We start from the raw sequence: 2351 nt of genomic DNA on the forward strand, positions 1-2351 counted from the left end.
CTAGGATGCGATCATACACTCGTTCCCACCGTCTCGCTTCTTCTTCGGAAAGTGCACCGTGATGGGCTTCGACGGCTTGCTTGGCGGCTAACAGAAACGTGGTCATGCGCATCGCCCACGTATGCCCTTGTTCGATGAATCCTTTTAACTCACGCAAATGGTGGGCATGACAAAGGGCATGGGTGGCATGTGTGTATTTCGGATATGTACCGAACGCATCGTGCATCATCGTCCCTTCATATCGGGGAAGAATCCCGATATCATCGGTCGCTTTTTTTCCACGAGAAGCGTGAGGAGCCAAGTATGTATATCTCGATGTACACGCGACATGCACCCATGCGAGTTTCCCATTGATGCGCAAACTCGTTTCATCGACATGCAGGATGTTGGATTCAAGTAAGGCGTCTTCGATGATGTCCATATTTGATTCCAGCGCTTCGCGTCCTCGTTTCACCATATTGGCAAGGGTTCCCGTACTAATCGAGTGTTGATATAACGCTTCGATTGTATCACTTAAACGCTTGTACGGGATCAATTGGATATGATGTAAATAAACAACGAGCGCCGTGAGACGTGGACCGTATTGCACATGATTCGTGACATGTGATGGGAATTCGGCTTGTTGAACACATCGACAATGTGGACACGATTTCACTTCACGTTCATGTTGTGTCACCTCGATCGCCACAGGAGGGACATCAAACACTTGACGGATATCGACTTTGAACGGTTTGACTTCACGCAAAGAAGCTCCACATCCTTGACACGTATGCACACGGTGGACGACACGATGATGTGGATGTTCCACTTGACGGAGCGTCTTCCCCTCATGTCCCTCTTGCCCACCAGGCTTTTTGCCAGACGGCTCGCGGGAGGAACGCTTTTTCTCAAAACGGTCAGAAGATGGGGGCAAATGGCTATTGGAGCTGTTTTTTTTCGTGCGTGCTTCCAGCTCTTGAACACGGTACTTCAGTTGTTCATTTTCTTTGCGTAGTTGTTTGTTTTCGTGACGCAAATGTTCATTTTCTTGAATGAGTTGATGAATGAGCTGTTTTTGTTGTTGAACTTTGCCGATTAAGCTCTCAACTGTAAATACAGCTTGTTGTACCGTCAACATGTGATTCACCTCCTTGTCTATCAATATTCACATCATAGACAGGAAAAGCAAAAAATATTCAGCTCACTTTATGATGTGGCTGAATAGTTACCCGGTTAGAAGCCGAATCTTCAAGTTAAGCAATTGAAGCATTATCTAATGAATGGCTTCTTCTTTAGAGGTGTTATTTTCACCTGTTATGGTAATTTTGTGTAGTTTAGTCGCAACATCTATTCTAATCAAGGAATCGGTTCATGTCTCTCTTTTTTGTTAATTTATGTTAATAAATTTATTCGTGTAATTATTTAATACTCTCGGAGGGATTATATGTGTGAAGCAGCAGTAGAAGTCAAAAATTTAACAAAAAGAATTGGAAGTAAAACAATAATCAAAGGGCTTGACTTTGAAATATATCCAGGTGAAATTTTTGGTTTTTTGGGACCAAATGGTGCTGGCAAAACAACAACTATACGTATGATGGTTGGGTTAACGAAGATAACCGAGGGTGATGTGATAATTTACGGAAAAAGCATTAAAAAACAGTTTAAGGAAGCTATTGCTCAAGTTGGGGCAATTGTTGAGAATCCGGAAATGTACAAATTTATGAGCGGTTGGAAAAATTTACTTCACTATGCTCGCATGACACCAGGGGGAGTAAATCAAGATAAAATTGAGGAAATTGTACATTTAACTGGATTAGAAAATGTAATACATAAAAAAGTCAAAACTTATTCGCTAGGAATGCGTCAACGTCTAGGATTAGCACAGGCTCTATTGCACGAGCCATCAGTACTCATACTGGATGAACCTACCAATGGACTAGATCCTTCGGGAATTTATGAAATTAGAAGTTATCTAAGAAATTTAGCTCGGGAAAAGGGATTAACAATATTTATTTCAAGTCATCTCCTTTCAGAGGTAGAAATATTGTGTGACCGTGTTGGTATTATAAAAAATGGTGAGTTAATTAGTGTTGACTACATAAATAACTTTGTAAATGCAGGAAACGAAACTAAAATAAAGCTACAGTTGCAACCAATTGATGAAGCTTTACGGGTCTTGGAACAAAAGTTCAATTTATCTGCTATAGTTAACGAAAATAACCCGTGGTGCTAGATAAAACTCAGACAAGCATAAAAATAGCCCTTGCTGGCGGATCTCCAGTAGAATGAAAGTGTCACCCAACATTCGAAAGGAGAGATCCCCCATGCAAGAGCACTTTCATTTTACTACAGATCCAGCCAAACTTCAAAAA

2 protein-coding genes are annotated in these 2351 nt (G+C 41.2%); one reads left to right on the forward strand and one right to left on the reverse strand.

Translation table 11 applies throughout. The features are described 5' to 3' along the window. Positions 1–1117 (reverse strand): IS66-like element ISBst12 family transposase (locus tag B9L21_RS05245; protein ID WP_089134986.1); only part of this gene is annotated, 1117 nt, incomplete at its 3' end. A 306-nt stretch (positions 1118–1423) separates the two neighbouring features. Here B9L21_RS05245 and B9L21_RS05250 point away from each other — a divergent pair. Continuing rightward, positions 1424–2212 carry an ABC transporter ATP-binding protein gene (locus B9L21_RS05250; RefSeq protein WP_063165526.1) on the forward strand — a complete coding sequence of 263 codons (789 nt, stop codon included), beginning with the start codon at positions 1424–1426 and terminating at the stop codon, positions 2210–2212. Positions 2213–2351 lie beyond the last annotated feature (139 nt).

Origin of the sequence: Geobacillus uzenensis, from assembly GCF_002217665.1 — a bacterium.
Lineage (GTDB): Bacteria > Bacillota > Bacilli > Bacillales > Anoxybacillaceae > Geobacillus > Geobacillus subterraneus.